Source organism: Brevundimonas lenta (assembly GCF_014196335.1).
Lineage (GTDB): Bacteria > Pseudomonadota > Alphaproteobacteria > Caulobacterales > Caulobacteraceae > Brevundimonas > Brevundimonas lenta.
In genome coordinates this window covers 1,327,979-1,350,469 of sequence record NZ_JACIDM010000001.1, presented here as the reverse complement: position 1 = coordinate 1,350,469, position 22,491 = coordinate 1,327,979, and the positions used below count along the sequence as shown (strand labels likewise).

Annotated in this window: 23 protein-coding genes, 1 tRNA gene and 1 pseudogene; 14 read left to right on the top strand and 11 right to left on the bottom strand. The window is 68.9% G+C overall.

Annotation, left to right across the window (positions count from 1 at the left end):
* Positions 1-11: 11 nt before the first annotated feature.
* Genes flgG through flgH form a run of 3 tightly spaced genes read left to right on the top strand, consistent with a single transcriptional unit; the run spans position 12 to position 2,163 of the window.
* Positions 12-800, top strand: a complete 789-nt coding sequence (gene flgG, locus GGR12_RS06660; protein WP_183203553.1) for a flagellar basal-body rod protein FlgG — start codon at positions 12-14, stop codon at positions 798-800.
* Positions 797-1,402, top strand: coding sequence for a flagella basal body P-ring formation protein FlgA (locus GGR12_RS06655; protein WP_343053130.1), 606 nt, complete (start codon positions 797-799; stop codon positions 1,400-1,402). Before flgG ends, GGR12_RS06655 begins: the two co-directional genes overlap by 4 nt.
* 14 nt (positions 1,403-1,416) lie before the next feature.
* Positions 1,417-2,163, top strand: coding sequence for a flagellar basal body L-ring protein FlgH (flgH, locus tag GGR12_RS06650; protein ID WP_183203552.1), 747 nt, complete (start codon positions 1,417-1,419; stop codon positions 2,161-2,163).
* Between the two features lie 4 nt (positions 2,164-2,167).
* On the opposite strand, the gene GGR12_RS06645 is transcribed toward flgH, so the two are convergent.
* The 5 genes and pseudogenes from GGR12_RS06645 to GGR12_RS16540 form a co-directional block, all read right to left on the bottom strand.
* Positions 2,168-2,548: a helix-turn-helix domain-containing protein gene (locus tag GGR12_RS06645; protein ID WP_183203551.1), complete on the bottom strand. Its 381-nt coding sequence runs from the start codon at positions 2,546-2,548 to the stop codon at positions 2,168-2,170.
* Positions 2,549-2,598: 50 nt separating this feature from the next.
* Positions 2,599-2,976, bottom strand: a complete 378-nt coding sequence (locus GGR12_RS06640; protein ID WP_183203550.1) for a hypothetical protein — start codon at positions 2,974-2,976, stop codon at positions 2,599-2,601.
* A gap of 76 nt (positions 2,977-3,052) precedes the next feature.
* On the bottom strand, positions 3,053-3,391 hold the full coding sequence (locus GGR12_RS06635) for a hypothetical protein (RefSeq protein ID WP_183203549.1): 339 nt from the start codon (positions 3,389-3,391) through the stop codon (positions 3,053-3,055).
* A 143-nt stretch (positions 3,392-3,534) separates the two neighbouring features.
* Positions 3,535-3,783 carry a hypothetical protein gene (locus GGR12_RS16545; RefSeq protein ID WP_246328820.1) on the bottom strand — a complete coding sequence of 83 codons (249 nt, stop codon included), beginning with the start codon at positions 3,781-3,783 and terminating at the stop codon, positions 3,535-3,537.
* A gap of 115 nt (positions 3,784-3,898) precedes the next feature.
* Positions 3,899-4,066: pseudogene (locus GGR12_RS16540) on the bottom strand (response regulator transcription factor); the annotation flags it as partial.
* 213 nt (positions 4,067-4,279) lie between these two features.
* Here GGR12_RS16540 and GGR12_RS06625 point away from each other — a divergent pair.
* The 4 genes from GGR12_RS06625 to GGR12_RS06610 are packed head-to-tail and all read left to right on the top strand — an operon-like array spanning position 4,280 to position 7,581.
* Positions 4,280-4,747, top strand: coding sequence for a hypothetical protein (locus GGR12_RS06625; protein WP_183203547.1), 468 nt, complete (start codon positions 4,280-4,282; stop codon positions 4,745-4,747).
* Between the two features lie 33 nt (positions 4,748-4,780).
* On the top strand, positions 4,781-5,215 hold the full coding sequence (locus GGR12_RS06620) for a hypothetical protein (protein ID WP_183203546.1): 435 nt from the start codon (positions 4,781-4,783) through the stop codon (positions 5,213-5,215).
* A gap of 15 nt (positions 5,216-5,230) precedes the next feature.
* Positions 5,231-5,728, top strand: coding sequence for a hypothetical protein (locus GGR12_RS06615; RefSeq protein WP_183203545.1), 498 nt, complete (start codon positions 5,231-5,233; stop codon positions 5,726-5,728).
* 50 nt (positions 5,729-5,778) lie between these two features.
* On the top strand, positions 5,779-7,581 hold the full coding sequence (locus tag GGR12_RS06610) for a DUF885 domain-containing protein (RefSeq protein WP_183203544.1): 1,803 nt from the start codon (positions 5,779-5,781) through the stop codon (positions 7,579-7,581).
* A gap of 137 nt (positions 7,582-7,718) precedes the next feature.
* Here the strand turns inward: GGR12_RS06610 and GGR12_RS06605 are convergent, their stop codons facing one another.
* Positions 7,719-8,063 carry an MmcQ/YjbR family DNA-binding protein gene (locus tag GGR12_RS06605; protein ID WP_183203543.1) on the bottom strand — a complete coding sequence of 115 codons (345 nt, stop codon included), beginning with the start codon at positions 8,061-8,063 and terminating at the stop codon, positions 7,719-7,721.
* A gap of 2 nt (positions 8,064-8,065) precedes the next feature.
* Positions 8,066-8,719 (bottom strand): peptide-methionine (S)-S-oxide reductase MsrA, encoded by a 654-nt coding sequence (msrA, locus tag GGR12_RS06600; protein ID WP_183203542.1) that lies wholly within the window; start codon positions 8,717-8,719, stop codon positions 8,066-8,068.
* A gap of 134 nt (positions 8,720-8,853) precedes the next feature.
* Here msrA and GGR12_RS06595 point away from each other — a divergent pair.
* The 7 genes from GGR12_RS06595 (at position 8,854) to GGR12_RS06565 (ending at position 17,573) form a co-directional block, all read left to right on the top strand.
* Positions 8,854-8,943, top strand: a tRNA-Ser gene (locus GGR12_RS06595).
* Between the two features lie 280 nt (positions 8,944-9,223).
* A complete protein-coding gene (locus GGR12_RS06590) occupies positions 9,224-11,515 on the top strand; it encodes a TonB-dependent receptor (protein WP_183203541.1) in 2,292 nt (763 codons plus the stop codon).
* A gap of 61 nt (positions 11,516-11,576) precedes the next feature.
* Entirely contained in the window at positions 11,577-13,220 is a 1,644-nt protein-coding gene (locus GGR12_RS06585) for a carboxylesterase/lipase family protein (RefSeq protein WP_343053128.1), read from the top strand.
* Positions 13,217-14,797, top strand: coding sequence for an AMP-binding protein (locus tag GGR12_RS06580; protein WP_183203540.1), 1,581 nt, complete (start codon positions 13,217-13,219; stop codon positions 14,795-14,797). The genes GGR12_RS06585 and GGR12_RS06580 overlap by 4 nt, the downstream gene beginning before the upstream one ends.
* A gap of 40 nt (positions 14,798-14,837) precedes the next feature.
* Positions 14,838-15,530 carry a TetR/AcrR family transcriptional regulator gene (locus GGR12_RS06575; RefSeq protein ID WP_343053126.1) on the top strand — a complete coding sequence of 231 codons (693 nt, stop codon included), beginning with the start codon at positions 14,838-14,840 and terminating at the stop codon, positions 15,528-15,530.
* Positions 15,531-15,639: 109 nt separating this feature from the next.
* A complete protein-coding gene (locus GGR12_RS06570; RefSeq protein ID WP_183203539.1) occupies positions 15,640-16,407 on the top strand; it encodes an SDR family NAD(P)-dependent oxidoreductase in 768 nt (255 codons plus the stop codon).
* Positions 16,408-16,715: 308 nt separating this feature from the next.
* Positions 16,716-17,573 carry a helix-turn-helix transcriptional regulator gene (locus GGR12_RS06565; protein ID WP_183203538.1) on the top strand — a complete coding sequence of 286 codons (858 nt, stop codon included), beginning with the start codon at positions 16,716-16,718 and terminating at the stop codon, positions 17,571-17,573.
* Here GGR12_RS06565 and GGR12_RS16820 read toward each other — a convergent pair.
* From GGR12_RS16820 to GGR12_RS06545, 4 genes are all read right to left on the bottom strand, one after another.
* Positions 17,570-18,625, bottom strand: coding sequence for a helix-turn-helix domain-containing protein (locus GGR12_RS16820; RefSeq protein ID WP_183203537.1), 1,056 nt, complete (start codon positions 18,623-18,625; stop codon positions 17,570-17,572). The genes GGR12_RS06565 and GGR12_RS16820 overlap by 4 nt on opposite strands.
* An 84-nt stretch (positions 18,626-18,709) precedes the next feature.
* Entirely contained in the window at positions 18,710-20,017 is a 1,308-nt protein-coding gene (locus GGR12_RS06555) for an MFS transporter (RefSeq protein WP_183203536.1), read from the bottom strand.
* Positions 20,018-20,118: 101 nt separating this feature from the next.
* Positions 20,119-20,892, bottom strand: coding sequence for an SDR family NAD(P)-dependent oxidoreductase (locus tag GGR12_RS06550; RefSeq protein WP_183203535.1), 774 nt, complete (start codon positions 20,890-20,892; stop codon positions 20,119-20,121).
* A gap of 8 nt (positions 20,893-20,900) precedes the next feature.
* On the bottom strand, positions 20,901-22,385 hold the full coding sequence (locus GGR12_RS06545) for a carboxylesterase/lipase family protein (protein WP_183203534.1): 1,485 nt from the start codon (positions 22,383-22,385) through the stop codon (positions 20,901-20,903).
* Positions 22,386-22,491: the final 106 nt, after the last annotated feature.

Genomic DNA, 22,491 nt, shown 5'->3' with positions numbered 1-22,491 from the left:
AGCACTGAGACATGCGCGCGCTCAGAACCGCAGCTTCGGGCATGGCCGCCCAGCAGCTGAACGTCGAGGTCATCTCGAACAACATCGCCAACATGAACACGGTCGGGTTCAAGCGGCAGCGGGCCGAGTTCCAGGACCTGCTGTACCAGAACGTCGAGCGGATGGGCGCGCAGTCGTCCAGCCAGGGCACCGTGGTTCCGACCGGCATCCAGATCGGCGCCGGCGTGAAGGCCGGGGCGGTCTATCGCGTGACCGAACAGGGCACGCCGACCCAGACCGGCGGCCGCTACGACGTGGCCATCGACGGCCGCGGCTACTTCCAGATCCAGCTGCCCTCGGGCGAGACAGCCTACACCCGGGCCGGCAATTTCTCCGTCAACGGCGAGGGCCAGCTGGTCACCGACGACGGCTATGCGGTGCAGCCGAACATCACGATCCCGCAGGACGCGGTCGATGTGGCGATCTCCAAGTCGGGCCAGGTGCAGGTCATCTCGGCCGGCCAGACCGACCCGGCCATCGTCGGCCAGCTGGAGCTGGCGACCTTCTTCAACGAGGCGGGTCTGGAAGCGGTCGGCGACAACCTGCTGATGGAAACCGCCGCCTCGGGTGCGGCCAGCGTGGGCTCGCCCGGCGACCTGGGCTTCGGCGAGCTGCTGCACGGCTACACCGAGTCCTCGAACGTCGACGCGGTGGCCGAGATCAGCGCCCTGATCATCGCCCAGCGGGCCTATGAGATGAACTCGAAGGTCATCACCACCGCCGACCAGATGCTGTCGGTCAGCGCGCAGGTGAAGTCGTGAGGGCCCTGATCTTCGGCGCCGTCGCGGCGCTGGCGTTCGCGGGCTCGGCCATGGCCGGTCCGGTCACGCTGAAAGCCAATCCCGTCGACGACGACGGCCGCGTCACCCTGGGCGACCTGTTCGACGGCGCCGGATCGGCGGCCAATGTGGTCGTCGGCAACCGCGCCGGGCCCTCGATCGTGTTCGAGGCCGGCCAGCTGCAGAGCATGGCCCGCCAGGCCGGGCTGGACTGGGCAAATCCGACCGGGTTGCGCCGCGTGGTCGTGCGCAACGCCGCGATGGCCCCGCAAGGCGCCGTAACCCAGGCCGCCGCGGCCGCCGGACCGGCCCCGGCGCTGGCTCGCGCCGCCCCCGTGCGGGCCCCGGCCTACGCCGACCGGATCATCAGCCGCAACGACATGGTCGAGGTCGCCTACGAAGTCGGCGGCGTCCGCCTGGCCATCACCGGCCGCGCCGAGGGCAACGCCGCAGAAGGCCAGCGGATCGCCGTCCGCAACCTGCAATCCGGCCGCACCATCGACGCCGTCGCCGTCGCTCCGGGACAGGCCGTCGCCGGTCCCGCGGCGCAATCCGCCCGCACCCAACAGTTCGCCGCCCGATAGAGGGAAGAGTACCGATGCGCACCGCTCTGATCGTCACCGCCGCCGCCCTCGCCTCCTCGATGGCCCTGACCGCCTGCTCGTCCGTCGTCGAGACGGTCCGCGGGCCGGAATTGGCCCCCATGTCCTATCCGGCGGCCATGGTGCCGGCGAGCCAGACCTATCTGCCGTCGGCGGAGCAGCAGCGCGCCGACCGCGCCGCCAGCGCCAACAGCCTGTGGCGCACGGGCTCGCGCACCTTCTTCGGCGACCAGCGCGCGCGCCGGATCGGCGACATCGTCACCGTCAACATCGACATCGACGACCGCGCCCAGACGCAGAACTCGACCCAGCGCACCCGCAGCAACGACATCTCGGCCGGGGTGACCAATCTGTTCGGCCTCGAAGGCAGCCTGGGCCAGCTGTTCCCGGGCGGTTTCGACCCGGAGAACATGGTCGGCATGGGCGGCGAATCGAACGCCGCGGGCTCCGGCTCGGTGAATCGGGCCGAGCGGGTCAACCTGACCATCGCCGCCGTGGTCTCCGACGTGCTGCCCAACGGCAACCTGGTGATCCAGGGTCGGCAGGAAGTGCGCACCAACCGCGAGGTCCGCGAACTGACCGTCGCCGGCATCGTGCGGCCCGAGGACATCAGCTCGGCCAACACCATCATGCACACCCAGATCGCCGAGGCGCGGATCAGCTACGGCGGCCGCGGCGACATCAGCCGCGTGCAGGCCACGCCGGCGGCGCAGTCGCTGGTGGAGCGGTTCAGCCCGTTCTGAGGCCCTAGCCGGCCTTGGCCGTTCCGGCGAATTGTCGCGCGATTTCAAGCAGCAGGGTGCGCTGCTTGGGCGACATGGCCGCGTAGCAATCGGTCAGGGCCACACCGCCCTCGATGTCGCCGATGAGGACCTTCTGGCCCCCGGTCGGCGGATCGAGATCCGGGAACAGGCGGATGACCGGAACGCCCAGGGCCTTGGCGGCGCGGGCGAGGGTCGAGGCCGAGACGCGGTTCACGCCGCGCTCGTACTTCTGGATCTGCTGGAAGGTGACCCCGACGGCGGCGCCGAGCTGGGTCTGGGTCAGGCCCGCGGCCATGCGTTCGGCGCGAATGCGCTCCCCGACGTAGCGGTCAACGGGATCAATAGCTTCAGCATCAAAAGACATGGCGACCTCTTACCCTGAAGGTCGCGCAACCTGAACGACGCTGCAAGCTTTCACGCGTCGCGGGCGGACGATTTTGCCGACAGGGCGCCCACGGCGATGCAGGCGAGGACGCCCCAGCTCCACAGATAGTAGGCGGTGAAATAGCCCCACTGCTCCAGCTGGATGCGCAGGGCGAAGGTGGCGTGGGTGGCCACGATCAGCAGCTGGAAGCCCGCCGCCACCACCGGCCAGAACCGTTTGGCGAAGGCCGCCTGGTAGAGCAGGTACAGCAGCAGGCCGACGTCGATGGCGACGAGCAGCCACGCCGGGCCGATGCGGCCGCCGAGCGGCACCAGGGCGGATGCGATCCAGGCGGCGCCGACGACGCCCGCGACCTGTTTCTCCAGCGCGCCGCCGCGCAGGAAGGCGAGCAGCACGGTGAGGCCCATGGCGACGAAGCCGGCGATGTAGGTGACGATTGCTGGAATGGCGCGAGCTCCCCTGCCCGCGCCACCCTTCGCGCTCCTAGCTTACGAGGGCAAGACGGCCCTGGGGCCGCTCCACAGGTTCGTCTTCCTTGAGACCGCCGCCGATGGCGACCGCGCGATACGGGGAGTTCGCCTTCAGGCGGGCGAGCTCCTGGTGGACCAGGATCATGGCGCTGCGGGACTGCACCTGGCCCGCCATCGATTCCATCAGCCCCTGGAAAGCCGCCTGGCCGACCGTGGACGACATGCCGGATCGCGCCCGGGCTTCCGGCAAGGCCTGGGCGAGCGCCCCGATCTTGCAATACGCGGCCTCGATCGCGGCCTCGGCCTCAAACAGCTGCTCGGCGAGATTGGTCGCCACATCCATACGTTTCATCTCAGTGCCTCCTCCAAAGAGACGGCGAGGTCAGGGCCCTCCTTCCCCGTAGCGGAGCCACTGGAAGAGAAACGCCACCTGTTCCGCGCCGAAGAAAAGCGTCGCGGTCGCCGCGATGAAGGCGGCGAAACCGACGACAAGGGTCAGGCGCGCAAGGGGGCTGTAGGCGCTTGCGGGCGGAAGTCGCCATCCATCAGCGCGAAGCTGATGCACAGCACCTCCCGGATAGTCTCCTCGACCGGAAGGAAAGCCGCCTGCTTGCGGGTGCCCTCCACCAGATGCCGGACCATCAGACGTTTGGCGTCCGTATCCGCGAGGCTGATCATCACAGATTCCAGCTGGCTCCAGCGCATGGCCGGCAGCTCGTCCGGGTAAAGATTCGACTGGCTCATAGAAGCTCCCTTTCGCCAGGTCATCCGACCCGACGGGAGCGCTTTTCTCGATTGGGAATGGTCCCCATTCCGAGTCATTCGGTATGCCTTCGGCGGCCGCCAGCATCAGCGCCGCGGTCACCCGGTCGCCCGCGCTGAGCTTGCGCATGGCCTTTTCGCAATGCCGGTCGACCGTCGAAGGACTGATGCCGAGACGACGGGCGATCTGTTTGGACTGCATATGTCCGGCGACGAGGCGAAGGCATTCGCGCTCGCGCGGCGTCAGTGTCTCCAGCAGGCCCATCACCCTTCCCCTCACCGCCCGGATACCAGTGAGCCCGGACGGTTCCATCGATCAACCATACTCCGGAACAACGGCCAACCCGACGCTCATCACGACGTTCGTCGAACAAGAGGCAATTCGGTCACAAACCGAATCCGCTTCGACTCAGTCAAGCGGAGCCGTGAACCGTTAACGGAGAGCAGCGTTTGCCCGGTCAGACGTGAGTGTTTTCCCATGCTTAAGTTCGCCATTCCCGCCGTCGCCGCCCTGGGTTTGATCGCCGCAGCCGCGCATTCCAGCGCCTCCAACTCGGACGTTCAGACGGTATCCGGCGAGATGGGCTGGCACCTGACGCATGAGGCCGGGATGGCCAAGCTGGCCTACGGCGTCGAGAATTCGGATCAACTGGCGCTGATGATGACCTGCGAACAGGGCGGGTCGCTGGCGACGGTGTACGGCGACGTTCAACCGGCCAGTCCGCGCCTGATCCACACGGCGATGACTTCGGCGATCGATCCGCTGAGCGGTGGGCTGGCCGACGAGGCCCGCATCTCGACCCGCGATCCGGCGATGCGCGACCTGGCCCGCAAGGGCAAGCTGGCGGTCGAAGGCGACGCCGGGACGTTTGAGCTGACGGCCACGCCGAAAGAGCGCCGGCTGATCGGCGAGTTCTTCGCCTATTGCGGAAACGACCACGCCTGACCCATACCGGGTCGGTCATCAGCGGGGGCTGCCATGTTTGCATACCTGATCGCCCTCGCGGCGAGCGTGGCTCTCGGGGGCCAGATACTGAACGAGTCGGCCTGGACCTGGACGCTGTACGAAGACGCGCCGATCGTGCTGGCGAATGAGGTGCCGGACACGGCCAACCTTCGCTCGACCCTGGAATGCGCGCCGGGAAGCAGCGTCGCCTTGCTGACGCTGTACGGCAGCGACACCCCGGCGGGCGTGGCGCGGATCACCGCGGGTACTGTGTCGGCGCTGGCGGAAGTGGAGCCGGCCCGCGCGGGCACGACGAAGATGGCGGTGCGGACCGACCATCCGGTGTTCGCGGCCTTCGCCGTCGACGGCAAGCTGACGATCACCGTGGGCGAGCAACGACGCGCCATCGAGGTGCCGGCCGCCCATCTTGCCAAGCTGCGCCGCTTCGCCGAACTGTGCTCGGGTTGATCCCCGGAGCCGTGCATGCGCCTGCCTATCCTGTTGTCGCTGAGTTTGCTGGCGGGCGTCGCCGCGTGCGCGACCGCGCCTGAACCGGCGCCTCCGGTCGCCACCGCAGCAGGGCCGGCCCCGGTAGCCGGATACGACTGGTTCTTCCATGAGGATGAGAACGACGCCCGGCTGGCCTACGGGACCGAGGCCACCGACGACCTGAAGCTGGGCCTGGACTGCCGTCGGGGGTCCGGCCGACTGGATTTGAGCGCCAATGCGCCCGCGGGGACGGCTCCGGAAATCCACATCGAATCCGGCGGCGACACCGAGCGCTATCGGGCGAAGTCCGAGCCGTCGATGGTCAACGAGGGCGTCTTCCTGTCGGCCGAGGCCCGCGCCGACGAGCCGGTGTTCCAGCGCTTCCGCCGCGTCGGCTGGCTGGCGCTGTGGCAGGGCGACGAGCGTCAGCCGTTCGCGCCGCACCCCGGATCGGCCGGACGGATCGAACAGTTCTTCGCCTTCTGCGGTTGACGGCGCCGCTTCGCCGGAGTGCAGTCCCGCACCGATTTGGGAGGGACTCCATGAAGACCGTCGTCGCCGTCAGCGCCATCGCCCTGTTCGCCGCCTGCGCCGCCCCGGCGTTCGCACAGACGCCCGCACCGGCGACCGCCGCGCGGCACGCCGAGAACCCGGCCCTGGCCTCGGTGCTGGCGGACTACGAAGCCTACCTGCGCTCGATCGATCCGATCACCGCGGGCATGGAAGGCGACCGGGCGGCGCAGTCGAAACTGCCGGACAGCTCGCGCGCCTTCGAGGTCGCCCAGGAGCCGACGCTGAAGGGATTCGCCGACCGGCTGGCGGCCATCGACGCATCGACGCTGAACGCCGACGACCGGATCAACCACGCCTTCCTGACCTATGTGATCAAGCGGTCGCGTGACCGGATCCCGCTTGATACGGGGCGTATCGACGCCTTCAACTCGGAAGGCGGACCCGGACAGCTGGCCGGCTATCTGGCCAGCTCGACCCGGATCGCCTCGCGCGCGGATGCGGACGCGTGGATCGCCCGCCTGGAGGGACTGGCGCAGATCTACAAGGACCAGCTGGCCAATGCGCGGCGCGGCCTGGAGACCGGCATGGTTCAGCCGCGCTCGATCGTCGAGAACGCCCTGACCCTGGTGGAGCCTGAAGCGGCCCTCACGCCGGCGACCGATCCGCTGCTGCGCCCGCTGGCCAACCTGCCCGCCTCGATCCCCGCCGCCGAACAGACCGCACTGCGCGAACGCGCCGCAAAGGTCGTCAACGACAGCATCATGCCGGAGCGGCGCGAATGGGCCCGCTTCCTGCGCGAGGACTATCTGCCGGCCGCGCCGGAGACCCTGGGCCTGGTCAACCGCCCGGGCGGCCGCGATATGTACGCCTATCTGGTGCGCGGCTACACGACGACGGACCTGACCCCGGACCAGGTGCACGAGATCGGCCGCCAGGAAGTGGCGCGCATCCGCGCCCGGATGGACACCGAGATGCAGGCGGCGGGATGGACCGGCGACTTCGCCTCGTTCCTGAACTTCCTGCGCACCGATCCGCAGTTCTACGCCACCAGCCGCGAGGACCTGCTGGAGAAGGCGTCGGAGATGGCCAAGCGGTCGGACGACGGCCTGCCGGCCCTGTTCGGCACCCTGCCCCGGACGCCCTACGGCGTGCGCCCGGTGCCGCGCGAGATCGAGGCCAACTACACCACCGGCCGCTACAATCCCGGCTCGATGGAGAACGGCATCGCCGGCGGCTACATGGTCAACACCTCGTCGCTGGACCAGCGGCCGCTGTACGAACTGCCGGCCCTGACGCTGCACGAGGCCGTGCCCGGCCACCATCTGCAGATCGCCCTGCAGCAGGAGGCCGAGGAAGGCCCCTACTTCCGCCGCAGCGTGGACGTGACCGCCTTCGTCGAGGGCTGGGGGCTGTACTCCGAGTTTCTCGGCGAGGAGATGCGGTTCTACCGCACGCCGTACGAGCGGTTCGGTCGCCTGAGCTATGAGATGTGGCGCGCCTGCCGTCTGGTGGCCGACACCGGCATTCACTGGATGGGCTGGGACATCGAACAGGCGCGCGCCTGTTTCCGCGACAACTCGGCCCTGGCGCCGCTGAACATCGAGACGGAGCTGCAGCGCTACATCGGCTGGCCGGGCCAGGCGACGGCCTACAAGATCGGCGAAATCCGTCTGCGCGAAATCCGGACCCGGGCCGAGCGCGAGCTGGGCGACCGGTTCGACGTGCGCCGCTTCCACGACGCCCTGCTGGTCGACGGCCCGCTGCCGATGGCGCTGCTGGACGAGCGCATGGACCGCTGGATCGCGGAAGAGAAGGCGCGGGCCGCGAACTAAATAGTCCGCTCATCCCGGCGAAAGCCGGGACCCAGCGCTTGTGTTCGAGCGCTGGCGCATGGAGCCGGGTGAGATTGCAACGGCTCGTTCCGCGCGCCCAAAGGACTGGGTCCCGGCTTTCGCCGGGATGAGCGGAATTACGAGAGCCCCAGCTCCGCCCGCTGCTTCTTCGTCAGTTTCGACGCGACGATGGCGTGGGCGATGGCGAGGTGCTCGGCCAGCTCCTGGTTGGTCCAGGCGTCGATGCGTTCGAGGTTCACCCATTTCGCGCGGGCGAGGTAGGGCGCCGGACGGGCGCGCCCCTCCTCGGTCAGGACCTCATAGGCGATGTCGGAGACCTTGAAGGAGATGCCGCCCATCTCGCCGACCATGGCGAACATCTTGCCGCCGATGCGATAGGCGTCGTGATGTTCGCCGAAGGGGTGATCAAGCGTGGCGCCGGGCAGCGCCAGACAGACCCTGCCGACGCCCGCCCGGTCCATGATCAGGCATCCGCCGGGACGCCGACGCCGATCGGGCAGGTCACGCCCGTGCCGCCGATGCCGCAGTAGCCGGCCGGGTTCTTGGCCAGATAGCCCTGGTGATAGTCTTCGGCGAAATAGTACGGACCCGCCGGCGTGATCTCGGTGGTGATCTGGCCACGGCCCGCCTTGGTCAGGGCGGCCTGGTACGCATCACGCGACGCCTCGGCCTCGCGGCGCTGCTCGTCGTTCAGATAATAGATGGCCGAGCGGTAGGTGGTGCCGATGTCGTTGCCCTGGCGCATGCCCTGGGTGGGGTCGTGGTTCTCCCAGAAGGCCTTCAGCAGTTCGCCGTAGCTGATCTCATGCGGGTTGAAGACAACCTGGACGACCTCGGCGTGACCGGTGCGGCCGGTGCAGGTCTCCTCATACGTCGGGTTCGGCGTGTAGCCGCCCGAATAGCCGACCGAGGTCACCCAGACGCCGGGGATCTGCCAGAAGATGCGCTCGACGCCCCAGAAGCAGCCCATGCCGAAAATGGCGGTCTCGAACCCTTCCGGATGCGGGCCTTTCAGCGGGCGGCCGGTGACGTAGTGGACCTCATCGGTGTGCAGCGGCTTCTCGCGGCCCGGCAGGGCGGCGTCGGCGGCGGGCATGGTGGTCTTTTGCGAGAGCATGGGGAGAACTCCGGACAATTCGTTCGTCGCCCATATGGGGGGTTATGAGGCGCTTGCCGAGGGGGCCTGTGTGTTCTATCAGCGCGCCTCGCGCCGGAACGACCGTCCGGCGCATTCACGCACGTCGTGGAAACGGACAGGTGGCGGAGTGGTCGATCGCGCACGCTTGGAAAGCGTGTGTAGGTGAAAGCCTACCGAGGGTTCGAATCCCTCTCTGTCCGCCACGGCTGCGCAAACTTCGCATTACTTCCCAACATGCTTGCGGGTGGCGGCGCGCTTCGGCGCCCTTGTCGTCATGCTGCCCGGCCCGGACCGACCGATGCGTAATCGCCGACACCGCGGCCTGTGGCCTCGGCCCTTGTTGGTCGCCCCGGGGCCATTCGGAGAACGACAATCCGCAAGATACTCACGCACCCGATAGTGAATATTGACAGCCCCGGATTCCCGTGTCCCACTGTTACGCGAGCGTCGGCGATAACGACTGGCGCCAGGGAGGGAAATCAGATGAGGGCGATACTTCTCGCGTCGGCTTGCGCCGTCGCGGTGCTGGCTCCGACTATGGCGCTGGCCCAGCAGGCCACCCCCGCGAGGGAGGCGAATTCCGAAGAGAACGAGGCGACCGCGCTCGAGGAGGTCATCGTTACGGCGACCCGTCGCGAAGAGCGGCTTCAGGACGTCCCGCTCAGCATCACGGCGCTGTCGCAGGAAGAGCTGACCGAACGGGGCATAGTCAACTACGACGGCCTCGCCACCGCGACCCCTGGCGTCGTGCTGAACCGCGCCTCGGCGAACTTCAACAATTTCACCGCGCGGGGCATCGCCACCAACGGCTACGGCGCCAACCTGCAAAGCACCGTCGCCATCTACCTCGACGAGCTGCCGATCTCGTCAAACGGCAACTCGACCATCCTCGACCCCAGCCTCTACGACGTGGAGCGGATCGAATTCCTGCGCGGGCCGCAGGGCACGCTGTTCGGGTCCGGCTCGCTGGCCGGCGCCCTGCGCATCCTGTCGCATGACCCGGACCCGTCCGGATTCGACGCCTCGGCCCTGGTGGACCTGGGGGTGATGGAGGAAGGCGGTCTGATCCAGCGCTACAGCGGGATGCTGAACGTCCCCCTGATCGAGGACCAGCTGGCCCTGCGCGTCGTCGGCTTCTCGCGCAATGAAGAAGGCTGGGTCGACAACGTCGGCACCGGCATCGAGAACTCCAATACGCTGGTCCAGTACGGCGGCCGCGCCATCCTGCAATGGGAGCCGAACGACCGGTTCACGGCGCGCCTGATGTACTCGCGGGAAATCTCCAACCCGCACGATTCGTCGCTGACCAATCCGAACCTGGGCGAATACGTCCGCCGTTCGGACCGGCCGGACCTCTTCCAGAGCGACATGACCAACTACAATGCGACCTTCGACTACCAGTTCGACGGCGCGCGCCTGACCAGCTCCTCGACCTATTCGGACTATACGGGTCTGTTCTACGTCGACCTGGCCGGCAGCTATGGCCAGGCCTTCCCGTTCGCCCTGGATGCGGACGCCTGGGACTCGACCTTCGTGCAGGAGGTGCGACTGGTGTCCGACGCCGGCGGTCAGTGGGACTGGTCGGTCGGCGGCTTCTATTTCAAGAAGCGTCGCGACGTGGACTACAACTACCGCTCGACCGAGGAATTCCTCGCGGCCCAAGGCTTCACCGGCCTTCCGGACGAATACTATCAACGCTTCGACTCGCACTTCATCAGCCATGAAGTGGCGGCGTTCGGTCAGCTCACGTACCGGTTCACGCCGGATCTGTGGGTGACCGGCGGTCTGCGCTACGGCTCCACGGACGCCCAGGGCTTCACCGAAGCCGGCGGCTACAACTCCGACTATCTCACCCGGGCCTACTGGGCGACCATTCTCCACTTCCCCACGCCGGGTCCGCTCAATGTGACCGGGCCGTACGCCGCCGCACAGGGCGTGAAGGTCAAGGAAGAAGGGCCGTCGTACCGGCTGAGCCTGTCGTGGCGCCCAAGCCCGGCGATCACCACCTACGCCGCCGTATCGACCGGCTTCCGCCCGCCGATCGTCAACGCCCAGGCCGGCTCCGTCAGCACGATCGACCCGACCGATATCGTCATCCCCTACGGGGCGACCTCCGACGAACTGACCAACTACGAGGTCGGCGTGAAGGGGCGCTGGTTCGGCGGCCGGCTGTACGGCGACGCGGCCCTGTACTGGATCGACTGGAACAACATCCAGGTCCAGGCCAACCGCGTCTCGGACTCGATCCAGTTCGCCACCAACATCGGCGGCGCGACCAGCAAGGGGGTCGAGCTCTCGCTGGTCGCCCTGCCTGCCGACGGCCTGACGGTGGCGCTGAGCGGCGGCTGGAACCACTCCGAAGTGGACGACCTGACTCCCCAGGAGGCGGCCATCTCGGGCGCCGTGCTCGGCGCGCCGCTGGCGGGACCGAAGCTCTCGGGCTCGCTGCGCTTCAACTACGAGTGGGATCCCATGGCGGGCGTCGTGGCCAACGCCTCGGTGGCCGTCTCCTATGTCGACAGCTTCCCGAACGCCTTCCCGAACACGCCGGGCAAGCCGCTCATCCCGCTGCCGACCTACGACCACACCGACAGCTACACCTTCGTGAACGCCAACCTGGCCTTCGCCTTCCAGGAGTTCACGGTAGCCGCCTACGTCGAGAACCTCTTCGACGATCATTCGGTGAACTACGTCCACCCCGAGGCCTTCATCGATGGTCGCTACGGTCGCTTGCGGCCGCGCACCATCGGCGTCCGGATCGGCTACGAGTACTAGGGTGGCTGTCTCCTCCGGAAGCCGGTCCCCGGGCGCGCGATCTGCGCGCCCGGGAGCGGGGGTGCGCGGCGCCGTCAGCCTGATGGCTGCGCTGCTCATCCTGGGCTGTACGCATGTCGAGGCCGCGCGCGCCCAGCCCGTGGTCGACGCACCCGCCGGTTCGCTGCGAGGCGAGGCGCTGGCGGGCGTCGACGTCTATCGGGGCGTGCCCTACGCCCTGCCGCCGAGCGGCTGGCGGCGCTGGCGACCGCCGGCGGAAATACCGCGCTGGAGAGGAACCCGGGACGCCTCCCGGTTCGGCCCGGCGTGCCATCAGCCGGTGGGTCGCAGCACCAGCATCTATGCCGCGGCCGAAGACCCGGTGATGAGCGAGGACTGCCTGTTCCTCAACGTCTGGACCCCGCAGGGCGCGAGCAAGGCCCCCGTGTTCGTCTGGATTCACGGCGGCGCTCTGGTGGGCGGCGCCAGCAATGAAACCACCTATGACGCGGCTCGCATGGCGGCGTCGCAGGGCATGGTGGTGGTGTCGATCAACTACCGTCTCGGCGTCCTCGGCTACATGGCGCACCCGGAACTGAGCGTCGAGTCGCGGCGCAACGTCTCGGGCAACTACGGCCTGCTCGACCAGATCGCCGCACTGAAATGGGTCGAGGCCAATATCGCCGCCTTCGGGGGCGATCCGGACAACGTCACCATCGCCGGCGAGTCCGCAGGCGGCCTGAGCGTCATGTATCTGATGGCGGCCCCGCAGGCCCGCGGTCTGTTCGACCGGGCCATCGCCCAGAGCGCCTACATGATCTCGACCTCCGAGTTGCGGTCGAGCCGTTATGGCGATCCCCCCGCCGAGGGCGTGGGATACTGGGTGCAGGGCGTTGTCGGGGCGGAGAACCTCGCCGCCATGCGCGCCATGGACCCCCAGGCCCTGACCATGGCCGCCGCCGGGGCAGGGTTCACGCCGCGGGGAACCATCGACGGCGATGTCCTGCCCGAGGAACTGGTGACGATCTTCGATCGGGGTGAACAGGCGCCGGTGCCGCTGCTGGCCGGATTCAACGCCGGCGAAATCCGCTCGCTGCGGGCCCTTGCGCCCGCGGAGCCGGCCGACGCGGCCGCCTATGAAGGGGAAATCCGCGCCCGGTACGGCGAACTGGCGGAGGCCTTCCTCGCCCTCTATCCCTCCAGCGACATCCCCGGGAGCATCCTGGCCACCCCGCGCGACGGCCTCTACGGCTGGACCGCGGAACGCCTCGTCCGGCGCCAGACCCGGCTCGGCCAGCCCGCCTTCCTCTACTATTTCGATCACGGCTATCCGGCCGCGGACGACGCGGGTCTGCACGCCTTCCACGCCGCCGAGCTGCCCTATGTGTTCGGAACGGCGGACCGTACGCCGCCCCGCTGGCCGGCCATTCCCGACACCGCCGTCGAGCACGACCTGTCGGCGGCCATGATGGCCTACTGGGGTTCATTCGCCCGCGACGGCGCGCCAAAGGCGCCGGACCAGCCGGATTGGCCCGCCTACGGAAGCACCCGGAGCTATATGGCCTTCGAACAGGGGCCCGTGGTTCGTGAGCGGCTCATGCCGGGCATGTACGAACTGCATGAGGCCGTGGTGTGCCGACGACGGGTCGCGGGGGGCGTGCCCTGGACCTTCAACTTCGGCGTCATCTCGCCGCCGCTGCCGCCTGCCGCCCCGGCCTGCCCATGATCCACGGGGAAATGCAGGCCTATGCGCTGACCCTCGACAAATTCCTGGACCATGCGGCGAAATGGACCCCGCGCGGGCAGGTCGTCACGGCGAGGGAAGACGGCGGCCTCGACCGGATCGGCTATGACGGCCTCAGGCGCCGTAGCCGGAGGGTCACGGCGGTGCTGCTCGACCTCGGCGTGGAGATGGGCGACCAGGTGGCCACCCTCGCATGGAACACCCAGGCGCATGTCGAGACCTGGTACGCGATCATGGGCATGGGGGCGGTGTGCCACACGCTGAACCCGCGCCTGACCGAGGCCCAGCTGGCCTCCATGCTGGCCCGGTCCGGGGCCCGCATCCTGATCGTCAGCGCCGACCTGGTCCCCGTGGCCCGCGGCATCGCCGCCCGCACCCCGTCCGTGCAGCACATCCTTGCGATCGACGCTCCGGGGGACACGGCCGCGGCCCCTCCGATCCTCCTGCTCGATGACCTGATCGAACGGACGACGGAGGACGTCACCTGGGGCGAGTTTCCCGAAACCGCGCCCTGCGGTCTTTGCTTCACCTCCGGAACGACGGGTGATCCGAAGGGCGTCAGCTACAATCACCGGTCCAGCTTCCTGCACACCTTGCGGCAGCTCCAGGCCGACGTGATGGGGATTTCCGCCGTGGACAGCGTCCTGATGGTCGTTCCCATGTTCCACGCCAACGCCTGGGGTCTGCCGTTCGCGGCGCCGGCGGTCGGGGCGAAGCTGGTCCTGCCCGGACGGGGTCTGGACGGCGCGAGCCTCGCCCGGCTCATCAACGCCGAGGCGGTGACCGTCGCCGTGGGTATCGCCACGGTCTGGCTGGGTCTGATCGAGCATCTCGACGCCACCGGCGGCGAAACGCCGACGCTGAAGCGGATCATCGTCGGCGGCGCGCCCCTGTCCCCGGCGCTGATGGAGCGCATCGAAACGCGACTGGGCGTGACGGTCCAGATGAGCTGGGGGATGACCGAACTGTCGCCCCTGGGCACCTGCGCCTCACCCCATGACCCGAAGCGGTCGGCGCTGGTTTCGGGACGGCCTGCTATCGGCGTCGATCTGTTGCTGACCGATGCGGACGGGCATCCGCTGCCGGAGCAGCGCGGCGTCGAGGGCCATCTGCGGGTACGCGGCTCCGCCGTCATCGAGCGCTATTTCGGCGAGACCGCGAGCGCGACAGACGATGACGGCTGGTTCGCCACCGGCGATCTGGCGAGCATCGACGCGGATGGGAACCTGGCCATCACGGGGCGGGCCAAGGATCTGATCAAATCCGGCGGCGAATGGATCAACCCCGCCGAGATTGAAGCCGTCATCAGCGAGCACCCTTCCGTCTCGCTGGCGGCGGTGATCGGCAGGCCGGATCCCAAATGGGGAGAACGGCCGTTGCTGGTCGTCGAGACCCGCGGTACGGAACGCGTCAATAACGATGATCTGCTTGCGATCTTGCGCGGACGGGTCGCGCCGTGGTGGATTCCCGATGCGGTCATTCGCCTGGACCGGATGCCCCTGGCCTCCACCGGCAAGATCGACAAAATGCGTCTGAGAGCGGAACATGGCGGTTGCTGAAAAGACATCCGGGATTGAGGCAGCCAGACCGCCGGCAGGCGTGTCCGAGGCCGCCGCCAAACCGCGGCGCCGCCGAACCAAGATCGAGCAACGCGCCGACAAGATGGAGCAGATCCTCGACGCGGCGGAATCGCTGTTCTCGATCCACGGTCTGTATGGCGTCACGCTGAAAGACGTGGCGCAGCAGGTCGGCGTCCACCACACCCTGCTCAACTACTATTTCACCGACAAGAAGAAGCTCTTCGACGCCGTCATCGCCCGTCGCGCCGGGGAGACGATCACCCGCCGGACCGAGGCGCTCGAGGCCTATGACGCGAAGACGAACGGCAAGCCGACCGTCGAAGGCGCCTTGCGCGCCTTTCTGGACACCGACCTGGACCTCTACAGCCAGGGGGGCGAGAACTGGAAGAATTACGGCGTGCTCGGCGCCCAGGTGTCCAACACGCCCTATGGCGCGGAGCTGATGGACTATCACTTCGATCCGGTGGTTCTGCGCCTGATCGATCTGCTGAAGAAGGCGCTGCCCGATTGCGAGGAAGCGGACATCTTCTGGGGCTACCACTTCGTCACCGCCGGCCTGATGTTGTCGCTGGCCCGCACCGGCCGGATCGACCGGCTGTCGGGCGGTCTGTGCGACTCGAATGATTTCGAGGCGATCAAGGACCGCATGGCCACGTTCATGGCCGCCGGATTCCTCGCCATCTGCCGCGAGCGGCAGGGCCGGGCCGGCTAGAGGCCAGCGCCAGGGCCGAGGCCAGAAACCACCGCATTTTCCCGTCGCGCCGCCACCTGGGCGGCGTCATGAAGCCGCCTGAGCGGCGTCGATCACCGGAGCCTTGATCATGTCGAACCGTCCGCTCGCAAACCGCACGGCATTCATCACCGGCGCGTCCAGCGGCCTGGGTCTGCATTTCGCGCATCTGCTGTCCGACGCAGGCGCCAACGTTGTGCTCGCCGCGCGCCGGACGGACCGGCTGGAGGCCGCGGTCACGGCGATCCGCGCCAATGGCGGCGAGGCCCTGGCGGTCGCGCTGGATGTGACGGATGTCGACGCCATTGGCCCGGCCATGGATGCCGCCCAGGCCGCCCTCGGCCCGATCTCCATCCTGGTCAACAACGCCGGGGTCAGCGGCGACGGCGCGGCGCTGTCCCTGCCCGCCGCCGTCTTCGACCAGACCTTCGACGTCAATGTGCGCGGGGTCTTCATGGCCGCTCGCGAGGCGGCCAAGCGCATGCTGGACAGCGGCGTGGCGGCGGCGGGCGACGCGCGCATCGTCAACATCGCCTCGATCGCCGGTTTGACGCAGTTGCCCGGCCTGACCGCCTATTGCGCGTCGAAGGCCGCCGTCATCTCGCTGACCCAGGGCCTCGCCCGCGAATGGGCGAAGCGGCACATCGCCGTCAACGCCATCGCCCCCGGCTATATCGAGACGGAAATCAACGCGGACTGGTTCGCGACCGACGCCGGCAAGGCGCAGATCGAGAGCTTCCCGCGTCGTCGCCTCATGGACGGTGACGCGCTGGATCAGGCCCTGCTGCTGCTGGCCGGACCGGCGGCCCGCTTCATCACCGGCTCGATCATCGCTGTTGATGACGGGCAGTCGCTGTAGGCGACGTCGGGCCACCGCGCATCTGCGACGACCCGGTCCCGGGCTGATTCCCGGGCGGTCCCGACGCGCGACGCGCATCGGCGGAACGGATACCCAAGGTTGGGTACAGCGACCGGCTCGCGGCCACGTTACGTCGTGCGACCAACCCAAAAATATGCCCATCTGTCTCATCGACTTGTCTGCGCGTCTCACGGAAAGAGCAATTTATCCATGTGAGAGAAGGACTTGCGTCCGTTAACCAGGTCGAGCATCTTGCCCCCGCCGGTGCGACGCAGCGTCGTCCGGCGGGGGGAGTGCACGAAGCCGTCATGTCCGGGGACGCCGTCGAAGCCTGCGCCATGAACGACGAGGACGGCGCCGAAGCCTTCCTGGTCGTGCTCGAGGCGCTGGACTCCGTGTCCTCGGCCGACGCGTCCTTCCTGTTCGGCGATCATGTGCTGGCGCGCGGGGGGCGTGCGGAGCCGGGGTCGTTCGGCGATTTCGGCATCGTGCTGCGGCGACCGGCGACCGCGCCGGACGAGGCGGCGTCCTATGCGATCAGCATCGGCGAGCTGTCGCGCATGCCCCTGACGGATGACGGGGCGAACGAAATGATCGTCGTCGCCCTGCCCCGCTCGGCGGCGCCGGCGTGGATCCTCAAGGCGAAGGCGCCGATCGATATTCCGGCGGGCTCGGCCGTGGGGCGGCTGATCGCCAACCTGGCGGCCACCGCGGTGAAGCTGGCCGATACGATGAAGGCCGACGAAGGCGAGGCCGTGCTGGAGGCCGTGCTGGTGCTGGCCGAACAGGCTCTGGAAGGCGAGCGCCAGGCCGCCTTGACGAGCAATGCGGAGGCCGGGGGTGCGGCCTTCACGGCGGCCGTCCGTCACATCGAGGCGCATATCCTGAGCCCTGATCTGGGCGTGGACAGCCTGACCCAGGCGCTGGGCCTGTCGCGGGCCACGCTGTACCGGTCGTTCCTGCCCGCGGGCGGGGTCAACACCTTCATCCGGCAGCGACGGCTGGAACTGGCGCGTCAGGTGCTGGCGGGCCGGACCGGGCCGCATCCGACGATCTCGGAGATCGCCCACGCGCACGGCTTCGCCAGCGAGTCCCATTTCAGCCGGGCGTTCCGCAAGGCGTTCGGCCACGCGCCGGGCGCGCGCAAGGCGTCGGAGAAGGCCTAGGCCGCCAGCCTCGCGGCGCGGTCGCGGAGCCAGTCGACCACCACGCCGTGGCGCATCTCGGAGGAGCCGGACTCGTTGGCGGCGATGCCTTCAGGCTCGGGCATGGCGATCTCGGTCGGCGGATGTCCGAAGCGGGCGCGGAACAGGCGGCTGAAATGGGCCGCGCTGGCGAAACCGTGGCTGAAGGCGACTTCCGAGACCGTGCGGCGACGACCGTCCTGCCGACGGAGCATGGCCCTGGCGCGATCGAGGCGAAGGTTCTGAACATGGGCGCGGACCCCGCCGGGGCCGAAGGCGCGGAACACGGTCGTCCTGGAGGCGCCCGTCCCGTCGACGATGGCCTGAATGGTGAGCGTCGGATCCAGCAGGCGGCGCTCGATGATCTTCGTCGCGCGGTGCCGGACGGTCCGGTAGACCGCCTCGCTCTGGTCCGCGGTCGGATCAATCAGGCGGCCGGCGCCGCTGCCCGCGATCAGGATGGCCGCTTCGATGGCGGCGGCCCCCTGCTCGCGCGAGAGCTCGGGCGCCGTACGGGCGAGAACGACCAGATGGCCGGCCAGCAGGCGGCCAGCCGCCGTGTCGGGGCGCATGACCGCGCCGTGCATCGCGCCGTCGCACATCCAGGCGGGCGCGGCCTCGCGCAGGACCATGACGTTGATCAGGTCGACGCTGTCGAGATGCGAGGCGGACTCGCGCGCCATGTCGCGGAACTGGACGGCGCCCGGCTCGGTGCGGACGTCGGTGCCGCCGCAATCGCCCACCAGGGGCGAGAAGTTGAGCGCGATGTTGATGACGTCGAGGCCGGCGCGGCGGATGGCGGCGGGCGTGCGGCGCATGGTCTGGCCGACGGAGAAGCCGCGGCCCACGGTGCCGTTGGCGAACAGGGTGACGGTGGTGCGGCTGATGAAGACGCGGTCGTTGTCCGCAGGCTCGGCGGTGACATCGTAGAGGTCCGCCATGCTCTGGTGATAGCGATCGAACGCGTCCGGGCAGGTCGCCGAGGAGACGTCCCAGGCCAGAGAGGCCGGGCGTCGAACGTCCTGTGAACTCACCACGCCTCCCCCCTGGCAGCCGGTTTCGACAGCGATCCTAGGGGCAATGGATGCGCCTACATAGCGGGAAGTCGCAGGAGGCGATCAGACCGCGTCCGAGGCGGATTTCGGGGCGGCGCGCCAGGCCATGAAGAAGGCGACGAAGGCGAGGATGCTGGTGGCGACGCCGGTGATCGTGAGGGCCAGGCCCAGCTTGTCCTCGCCGCCCAGCAGGGTGCTGCCGAGGGTGACGGCGGTCGGGGCGACGCCCAGACCGACCAGGGCGCCGATGACGACGAAGGCGCCGAGGCACAGGCCCCGGATCTCGTTGGGCACCAGAACGGCGATGGCGGTGGCGGTGATCAGACCGGCGATGGTGCCGCACAGCAGCAGGAGCGAGAGCAGGACGCCGAAGCCGGCGACCTGCGGCATGATCGGGAACAGGGCCATCGGAATGGAGAGTCCCGAGGCGATCACGGCGCCGATCAGGATGCCCTTGCCGGGATAGCGCTTGTGGCCCCAGTCGGCCGCGAAGCCGCCCAGCACGGCGCCGAAGACGCCGGCGACGAGGAAGGCGAGGCCCATCCAGCCCGCGAAGTCGGCGGGCTGGAGGCCGTAGTTGCGCATCAGGACCGGGGCGGCCCAGACGCCCGCGGAGACGTCGGCCATGACGACGCCGACCTGGCCGATGAAGAGCGGGGCGAGGAAGCGGCGGCGCTCCCACAGCTCCTGCAGGGAGATGCCCAGCGCGGCGCCGGGTTTGCTGACTTCCTTGCGGGTCGGCTCGGCGAGGAAGAACAGCGGCAGGATCAGCGCTGCGCTGCCGACGGCGAACCAGACGTGGGTGGCGCGCCAGGCGGTGAGGCCGAACAGCGGGGCGGCGGTGGAGGCGGCCAGCACGCTGAACAGCATGCCGCCGATGGCGAAGGCGCCCGCCTGCCCGCCGACCTTGCCCATGGTGAGGAGCAGCAGGGAGCGGCCGCGGCGGTGCGGCAGGCAAAGGTCGGCGGCGATGGAGATGGCCACCGGCAGGCAGCAGGTGGCGCCGAGACCCGCGAGCATGCGGGCGACGAACAGCAGGCCGAAGCTGTCGGCGAAGGCCGTGCCCAGGGTGCCGAGCGTCCAGACGACCGCCATGGCGATGAGGATGCGCACCCGGGTGGTGTGATCCACCAGCCAGCCGAGCGGGATCGACAGGACCGCGACCGGAATCGAGGCGGCCAGGCCCTGGACCATGCTGATCTGCAGATCGCTGAGGCCCATGTCGGCCTTGGCGAACTCCTGCACCGGGCTGAAGGAGCCCTGCATGGCGGCGCCGCTGGCGATGGTCAGGGCCAGAAGGATCAGGCCGAGCGCCGTCCGGGTGGGACGGACTTCGGCGGTCGGGGCGGGAACGGCGGCGTCGGAGGGCATGGGCGTCGCTCGATGTTTGAGGTTCGCCCTACCCTAGGAGCCCGGGACGCCGATGCGGGCGGGGTGGCTGTGCGGACCCGCTCGCAGGCTTGGCGCCGTGGTCACCAGCAGGTGTAGCCGCCATCCGTCAGCACGATCGCGCCGGTCATCAGGCTGGCCGCGTCGGAGGCGAGGAAGGCGACGACCGACGCGACCTCTTCCGGTTCGCCCAGACGGCCCATCGGCGTGGAGTCGATCCAGCGCTTGAACATCGGCGCCTCGCGGTCGGCGAAGGCGTTGAGCGGCGTGGCGATATAGGTCGGGGCGACGGCGTTGACGCGCACGCCGCGGGCGCCCCACTCGGCCGCCAGCGAGCGGGTCATGTGGTGCACGGCGGCCTTGGAGGCGTTGTAGTGAGCCTGGCCCTGGGGGCGGTTGACGATGAAGCCGCTCATCGAGCCGACGTTGACGATGCTGCCCTTGCCTTGCGCAAGCATGTGCCGGCCGAAGGCGCGGGCGCACCAGAAGCTGCCGTTCAGATTGACGTCGAGGACCTTGAGCCAGCGCTCGTCCTCCATGTCCTCGGCCGCGATCTCGCTCAGCGCGATGCCGGCGTTGTTGACGAGGATGTCGATGCGGCCGTGGCGGGCGACGAGGTCGTCGGCGACGCGGGTGACGGCGGCGGAGTCGGTGACGTCGAGGACCATGCCTTCGACGTTGTAGCCCTTCTCGGCCATGGCGTCGGTGGCGACGTCGACGGCTTCGCGGGTCAGGTCGCCGATGACGACGCGGGCGCCGGCCTCGGCCATCGCCTCGACGCAGGACAGGCCGATGCCGCTGGCCCCGCCGGTCACGAAGGCGACGCGGTCGGTCAGTTTCAAACGCTCGAGATACATGGGCTTCCTCAGGCCAGGACGGCGGCGCAGGGCATGGGGGGCTCGCGCTCGGCCTTGCCGGCCTCCAGCGCGAAGACCTGCGGATCGGCGGTGGTGTATTCACCCCACGGCAGGGCGCCGGTGCGGGCGTATTCGACCCAGATGGCGTGGATGCGATCCGCCAGAGCCTGGGGCGGGTTCTCGCCGGCCAACCCTTGCGGCCCCGTCACCGAGGCCAGGGTGTTGAAGACGAAGGGCAGCTCGATGCCGTGGCAGGCGCCCAGCTCGCCGCCGGTCTGGGGCGAGCGCCATTCCAGTTCGTAGACGTGGGTGCGGCCCTTGTGCGCGGCCGCGAACTGACGGGCGGGATAGCGGAAGACCAGGTCGCTGAGGCAGCGGGTGAAGACCCAGCCGGCCTTCTGACCGCGCTGGCCGAGACCGTAGGCCTTGAGCGCGGGAACGGCGCGCGGCTCGACCTTCTTGAGGATCAGCTTCGAGAGCCAGCCGCTGAGTTTCGGGCGCACGCCGGTGGGGACGAAGTAGAGGTTCATCTCCTCGCGATTGGTGCCGATCAGCATGTCGACGTCGGCGCCCTCGCCGGCCTTGAGCGCATCGAGCGGATGCTGCGGCAGGACCTCGTCACGGAAGACGGGCACGAATTTGCTGAGGCCGTAGACCGGCTCGCGGCCCTCGTCGTTGCGCAGGTCGACGCGGACGTTGGGCTGGGAAATACGTTCGGTCACGGCGACCGTCTCATCGAGACCGCGGCTGCGGAAGCCGTCGAGGGTCGGCTTGATGCGCAGCATCTGCGCCAGCTTGCGGACGAGGCGCTGGCCGGCCTCGGGCGTGCGGACCATGGAGCCGTGACCGCTCTGGATGATGGCGCGGCGGAACAGGCCTTTCGCCAGCGGCGAGGCGACGAGATTGGCGATGGACATGGCCCCGGCGGATTCGCCGAAGACGGTGACGTTGGCGGCGTCGCCGCCGAAGGCCGCGGCGTTCCGCTGGACCCACTGCAGGGCGAAGATCTGGTCGCGCAGGCCGAGGTTTGTGGGCACGCCCGGAATGGGGGCGAAGCCGTCGACGCCCATGCGGTAGGTGATCGACATGCAGATCACGCCCGAGCGCGCGAAGGCGGAACCGTCCTGCACGGCGGCGCTGTTGCCACCGAGCACGAAGGCGCCGCCGTGGATGAAGACCATGACCGGCAGCCCCTGCCCGCCCCCGGCCGGCGCCCAGACGTTGACGTTCAGATAGTCGTCGCCCCGCTGCCAGCCTTCGCCGACGAGGGGCGTGACATCCAGACCGGGAAACTCCTTGATCTTCTGCGGCGCACTGGCGCCTGGCCGGGTGGCGTCGCGGACGTCGTCCCAGGCCGGACAGGGCTGGGGCAACAGGAAGCGCCGCTCGCCGACCGGGGCCGCGGCATAGGGGACGCCCAGATACCGGACCACGGCTGCATCCCGCACGCCGCGGATGCGGCCGGTGTCGAGGGTGACGATCGGGTCGGTCATAGGCGCTCCATCGGTACTGATCCCTGTATAGGCAGTCGGCGGCGCGGCGCGCGCCCCGGGCGATATGCCGGTCGGCAGAAATCCCCTGCGCCAGCGCCGCCGAAGC